5 protein-coding genes are annotated in these 5,498 nt (G+C 69.1%); 1 reads left to right on the top strand and 4 read right to left on the bottom strand.

Annotated features, from left to right (window positions below):
* Nucleotides 1-646 (bottom strand): LOG family protein (locus B2284_RS14140; RefSeq protein ID WP_286697671.1); only part of this gene is annotated, 646 nt, incomplete at its 3' end.
* Between the two features lie 94 nt (nt 647-740).
* On the opposite strand from B2284_RS14140, the gene B2284_RS14135 reads away from it, so the two are divergent.
* Nucleotides 741-2,108, top strand: coding sequence for a threonine/serine exporter family protein (locus B2284_RS14135; protein ID WP_074046398.1), 1,368 nt, complete (start codon nt 741-743; stop codon nt 2,106-2,108).
* A 243-nt stretch (nt 2,109-2,351) separates the two neighbouring features.
* Here the strand turns inward: B2284_RS14135 and B2284_RS14130 are convergent, their stop codons facing one another.
* The 3 genes from B2284_RS14130 to B2284_RS14120 all read right to left on the bottom strand — a co-directional run bounded on the left by B2284_RS14130 (nt 2,352) and on the right by B2284_RS14120 (nt 5,485).
* Entirely contained in the window at nt 2,352-2,867 is a 516-nt protein-coding gene (locus tag B2284_RS14130) for a DUF1697 domain-containing protein (protein WP_074046399.1), read from the bottom strand.
* A gap of 166 nt (nt 2,868-3,033) precedes the next feature.
* Nucleotides 3,034-4,596 (bottom strand): amino acid permease, encoded by a 1,563-nt coding sequence (locus B2284_RS14125; RefSeq protein WP_074046400.1) that lies wholly within the window; start codon nt 4,594-4,596, stop codon nt 3,034-3,036.
* 205 nt (nt 4,597-4,801) lie between these two features.
* A complete protein-coding gene (locus tag B2284_RS14120; RefSeq protein WP_074046401.1) occupies nt 4,802-5,485 on the bottom strand; it encodes an HAD family hydrolase in 684 nt (227 codons plus the stop codon).
* Nucleotides 5,486-5,498 lie beyond the last annotated feature (13 nt).

The following is a 5,498-nucleotide window of genomic DNA, read 5'->3' as shown; positions in this document are numbered from 1 at the left end:
GCACCGCGTCGAGCAGCGGGCGCCAGAACCCTTTTACGTCAAGGAAACCCACCGGCTTGTCGTGGTAACCGATGGTGCGCCACGTCCAGACCTCGAAGATCTCCTCGAGCGTGCCGAGGCCGCCGGGCAGCGTGAGAAAGGCGTCGGCGCGCGTGGCCATGCCGGCCTTGCGCGTGTGCATCGTGTCGACCTCGTAGAACTCCGTGAGGTCGTGCCGCCCCCATTCGCGCTCGACCATGAGCGACGGAATGAACCCGACGACCTCGCCCCCGGCGTCGAGCGCGCCCTGGCTCACCGCACCCATGAGGCCGCCGCCGCCCGCGCCGTACACGAGCGTCAGACCCCGTTCGGCGATGACTCGTCCCGCGTCGTACGCCGCGTTCATGAGCGCCGGGTCGGCGCCCGGCGTCGACCCGCAGAACACGGCGACGCTGCGCATCGTTCGGGCGTTCGCGCCCGCTGAAGTCGACGACGCCGCGGTCTGCGTCGCCGCGATGCGGCCCGATGCGGCCGCGCTCCTCCCGTCGCGCTCCGTCACGTCGCCATGCACGGCGTCCGCGGCCGTCGCATCGCCAGGGGCCGTCGAACCGCCGACGGGTTCGTTCGCGCGCTCGCCGTGGCCGTCTCTCGCACCGGCTTCACTCATGCCCTCACCCTAGAGGCGAGCGGTGACAACGCACCCTGCCTGCTGGGCGAGCGTCCGAGTGGACTCCGCCCCCGCGTCCTGACACCGTGACGGCGTGCCTTCCTCCCGCCCCATCGACGACCTGTTCACGTTCACCCTGCGCGCCGGAAGCATGTTGCTGCGCAACGGATCTCCGTCGGCCAACGTCACCCAGGCAATGCTGACGATCACCCGCGTCAACGGTTTCGCGACCACGACGGCGAACGTCACGATGGGTCAGATCACGCTCAGCTACACGCCCGCGGACGACGCGACACCCGTCACGCGCGTCCAGACCGTCGGCGCGGCCGGCCTCGACGTGCACGTGCTGACGGTGCTCGAACACATCGTCGAGGATGTCGTCACCTCACGCATCGACATCCGTGAAGCGCTGCGGCGTCTCGACGAGCTGGAGGCCGAACCGCCGCAGACGCGCACTCTCAAGACGCTCGGCACAGCGGCGATGGGCTTCGGGTTCGCGTGGCTGCTCGGCGGGTCGCTGGGCGTCTGCCTCATCGCGACGGTGTGCGCCGTCATCATCGACGTCGTCAGCGCCTGGCTCGCACGCGTGCAGCTGCCGTCGTACTACGGACGCGCGATCGCCGCCGGGCTCGCCGTCGCGACAGGTGCGGTGCTCGTCGCCGTGTTCCCGATCGGCTCGCCGGGCGTCATCATCACCGCCGCGCTCGTGACGCAGCTGGCCGGCAGCGCCTCCGTCAGCGCCATCCAGGACCTGTTGACGGGCTGGTACCTGACGGCCTGCGGGCGCCTCATCGAATCGACGATCCTGACGCTCGGGCTCGTCGTCGGCGCCATCGGCGCGGTATACGGCGTGGCGCACGTCGGCGTGCATCTCGACATCGAGAAGACCGGCAACGGCAACCCCGTCGCGTGGCAGACGACGCTCGCCGCCGCGCTCATCGCCATCGGATTCGCGCTGCTCAGCCACGCACGCTGGCGCCACCTGCCGCTGTTCGCGCTGCTCGGCGCCGCGGCGCGCGCCATCTACCTGCTGCTCAGCGCCGCCGGGATCTCCGACTTCACCGCGACGAGCATCGCCGCGATGGGGCTCGGCATCGTCAGCGTCGTCATGGCACGCCCGACGCACCTGCCGACGTCCGGCGCCCTCGACGTCGCCATCTCGCCGCTCGTGCCAGGCATGGTGCTCTACAAGGGGTTCGCGGCGCTCGCGACGCACTCGGGTAGCGCCGGCGCGTACCTGTTCGAAGCGATGGCCGTCGCCCTCGCCATCGGCACCGGCGCCGTCCTCGGGCAGTTCGTCGCGAGCCGCTCCCTGTGGAGCGCCCGCAGCGCCCAGTACAAGCATGCGTCGCAGCACGGCGACGCCGACCTCGACGACACCGAGTTCGCCGCCAAGGGCCTGTCGACACCCGACTTCCGCCGTCCGTTCATCGACCACGGCGGTGAAGCGCCTCGGGGGTGACGGGCTGGCCGCTGTTGCCTGCGAGTGACGAGTTGGGCGCCGCGGCCTGGGTGTGACGGTGGGGCGCCATAGCAGGGGTGACGACGGGCTGGGCGTCGTCGGCTGCGCGTGCGGGTTGGTGAGGTGGCTGGAGGCGACCGGCCCGCACGATGGCGGATGACTCACAGGTAGGCGAGCAGCAACCCCCCTACCTGTGAGTCATCCGCCATCCGGCCGTTGCCCGCTGGTGCTGGTGCTGGTGCGTCAGGCGAGCATCTTCTCGAGGGTGTTGAGGTTGCGCGTGGTGGTCGTCGACTTCCAGCGCGGGCGGGCGAGCACCTTTGCGACGGGCGACGTCGTCGTGGCGCCCTTGAGGGTGCGCCAGTAGAGGTCGTCACCGGCGGCCAGGACGTGTTCGTCGCCGGGGTTGGCGTCGATGGCGGCCTGGGCGTCGTCGTAGGCAAGCGCACCCCCGAGCACGACGTAGCGGTGGTGGGCGTCGTCGGGCGTGAACGGCCAGGCGTCGACGATGTTCGCGAGCTCGTCCGCGTCACGCACGAGAACGTAGGCGTCGTAGCCGAACCCGTCGCTCAGGACACGCTCGGCGAGTGTCTTGAGGTCGTCGGCGGGGCCGTCGAATGCGAGACGGACGTTGCCCGTCGCGAGCCACGTCGTCACCTCGCGGGCACCCGCCTCCGTCAGCACTTCGCGCAAACGCGGCATGGGCACGCGCACGCCCCCGACGTTGATGCCGCGCAGGAACATGACGTAGGTGCTCACAGCTCGATCCTGCCACCCGACGCCGCGTTAGTCGCCGAAGCCGAGGGCTCGGGGTGAAGGTGGGCGAAAATCGCACATGTGGACAGGAATCGCCGTTGGGGACGTAGATCGCACATGTGGACGCCGTTCGCCGATGGGGACAGGAATCAAGGGTGGACGGAAGTACTCAGGCGTCGTTGCGGTGAGCCTCGGTCGAGGTAGCCGTCGTGTCGTCGGCATCGTCGGGGTCATCGGGAACATCGGGGTCGTCGTGTTCGGCGAGCCCCTGCTCGGCGGCCTCGACGATCTCTTCGTCCGAGCCACCCGTGAAGCCGTGACGGGCGAACGCCGCGACGAGCACGATCGCTGCCACCGCGAGCGAGAACCACAGGTTCTGCGACTGGCCGTCGTCGAACGCCATCATGACGAGGATGAGCAGGATGAACGCGATCGTCGCGTACGTCAGCCACGGGAACAGCCACATGCGCACCCGCACCGTCGTGCCTGCCGCGTCCATCGCGCGGCGCGAGCGCAGCTGCGTGAACGAGATGCACAGGTACACGAACAGTGCCGCGCATCCGGCCGTCGACAGCAGGTAGGCGAAGATCTTGTCGGGCAGCACGTAGTTGAGGGCGACGCAGAAGAAGCCGACGACAACGCTCGCGAGGATCGCCGCGACGGGCACGCCGCGCTTGTTCGTCCGCCCGAACGACTTCGGCGCGTCACCACGCTGGCCCAGGCTGAACGCCATGCGGCTCGCGGTGTAGAGCGCCGAGTTGAGGCAGCTCGCGACGGCCGTCAGGATCGCGAGGTCGAGGACGGTCGTCAGTCGACCGAGCCCGATCGTCTCGAGCGTGTACTGGTACGAACCCTTGGACGCGAGGTCGGGGCTCGTCCAGTCGACGAGGCACACGACGACCATGATCGAACCCAGGTAGAAGATCGAGATGCGCCAGATGACGCTGTTGACGGCCTTGCGGATGCCGCCGACGGGGTTGTTGGACTCGGCCGCGGCGATCGTCACGATCTCGGTGCCGAGGTACGTCGTCGTGGTCGTCAGCATCGCGGCGAAGATGCCGCCGACGCCGCCACCGAAGAACCCGTGGTCGGTGAGGCCGTGCACGCCGGAGACGTCGCTCGTCGGCAGGATGCCGAGGATCGCCAGTACGCCGAGCGCGATGAACCCGATGATGATGACGACCTTGACGAGCGCGAACCAGAACTCGAACTCGCCGTAGTTGCCGACGCTGACGAGGTTCGTCGCCGTCAGGATCGCCGTGATGAGGAACGCGAACACCCATTGCGGCCAGTCGATCCAGTTGTGCAGGATCGTCGCGCCGGCGGTCGCCTCGACGGGGATGATGAGCGCCCACGCCCACCAGTACAGCCAGCCGATCGAGAACCCGGCCCACTTGCCGAGCGCGCGGTCGGCGTAGACGCTGAACGAACCCGTATCCGGGTTGACGGTCGCCATCTCGCCGAGCATGCGCATGACGAGGACGACGACGAGACCGGCCGCCGCATAGCTGATGATGGCGCTCGGGCCGGCCAGCTGGATCGCGTTCGCCGAGCCGACGAACAGGCCGGCGCCGATGACGCCGGCGATCGAGATCATCGTGACGTGACGCGGTTTCAGCCCCGATTCGAGGGCGCCCAGTGGGGCGTCGTCGGTGGGCGGCTGGGCGGACGATTTCGACGGTTCGGGCGAGACGGGCGAGGCCTGTCTGTCGCCACCGGCTTGAGTCGACATGTCAACACCGTCCCCTGTTCGACGGGGGATCGCCACTCGGACGGTCGGCGAGTCCGGGATGTGACGCACGTCCGACCCGGGACGAGTGGGGTGAGAACGAGCGAATTGGTCGAACACGAGCGCTGTGGCGCTCGCCTTCGAACATTTCGCTCTATGTCTTCGGGGTGCCCCCAGCCAGATGGACCTACGGGCCCGATCTACGGCGTCAGTGCAGGCGGTCGAGCCAGGTGCCGTCGCGCAGGTCGGTGATGGCGTCGACGACGTCGGTGGCGCCCGCGTCATGCATCTCGGCGGCGGAGAAACCGCCGGTGCGCAGCGCCATCGTCGACATGCCGGCCTTCTTCGCGGCCTCGACGTCCCACGTCGCGTCGCCGATGAGGACGCCCTTCGAGCCGCCTGCCTCCTTCAGCGCGACCTCGAGGATGTCGGGTTCGGGCTTGCTGTTGTCGGCGTCGTCGGAGGAGGTGACGGCGTCGAAGTCGTCGCGCGTCAGCCCGATCTTCTCGAGCGCGGCGTCAGTGAACTCCTCCTTGCCGCTGCTCGCGAGCGCCACCTTGTAGCCCTTGCTGCGCGCGGCGCGCACTGCGTCGGCGGCGCCGTCGAATCCGCGCACCTCGGGCAGGAGCTTCTCGTACTCCTCCTCCCACGCGTCGCGCAGGTCGCCGCCGTGCTTGCTCTCGACGTCGTCGCCGACGAGGCTCGGGACGAGTTGGTCGCCGCCCATGCCGATCGAGCGGTGCACGCGCCACAGCGGCGGATACAGGTCGAAGCGCGCGAACGCGCGCGCCCACGCGATGGCATGGTGGTACGTCGAGTCGATGAGGGTGCCGTCGACGTCGAACAGGACGGTGTCGACGGCCCCGGAAGCCTGCTGCGAATCGTCAGTCATCCCACCATCCTTG

It is taken from the genome of Dermacoccus sp. UBA1591 (genome assembly GCF_002322065.1).
Classification (GTDB): domain Bacteria; phylum Actinomycetota; class Actinomycetes; order Actinomycetales; family Dermatophilaceae; genus Dermacoccus; species Dermacoccus nishinomiyaensis.
This window is presented reverse-complemented; position numbering and strand designations above follow the sequence as displayed.

What these genes read in the sequence shown, in the direction of transcription:
- B2284_RS14120 (WP_074046401.1), bottom strand. Translation starts at nt 5,485, where the DNA reads ATGACTGACGATTCGCAGCAGGCTTCCGGGGCCGTCGACACCGTCCTG.
- B2284_RS14125 (WP_074046400.1), bottom strand. Translation starts at nt 4,596, where the DNA reads ATGTCGACTCAAGCCGGTGGCGACAGACAGGCCTCGCCCGTCTCGCCC.